Consider the following 261-nt stretch of genomic DNA (forward strand, 5'->3'; position numbering starts at 1 on the left):
ACCATCGGCGCTGAAAGGCTTAGCTTCCGGGTTCGGAATGTAACCGGGCGTTTCCCTAACGCTATGACCACCGAAACCCAATCGGGTTCTAGCGAACAAGCACACTTTTCAATTAAGTAAGTGGAACTGGTTCAACCGGTGCGACTGTTCGCAACCCGGGAACCACACAGTGGACGCGAGCAAATGAGGACAAGCCCTCGGCCTATTAGTACCGGTCAGCTCCACCCATTACTGGGCTTCCACATCCGGCCTATCAACCCA

Annotated in this window: 2 rRNA genes; both read right to left on the bottom strand. The window is 54.4% G+C overall.

Annotation, left to right across the window (positions count from 1 at the left end):
- Nucleotides 1–75, bottom strand: a 5S ribosomal RNA gene (gene rrf / locus Q5762_RS38770); the annotation flags it as partial.
- Nucleotides 76–185: 110 nt separating this feature from the next.
- Nucleotides 186–261 (bottom strand): 23S ribosomal RNA (locus tag Q5762_RS38775); the annotation flags it as partial.

Source organism: Streptomyces sp. P9(2023), from assembly GCF_032436795.1.
In the GTDB taxonomy this organism is placed as follows: Bacteria; Actinomycetota; Actinomycetes; order Streptomycetales; family Streptomycetaceae; genus Streptomyces.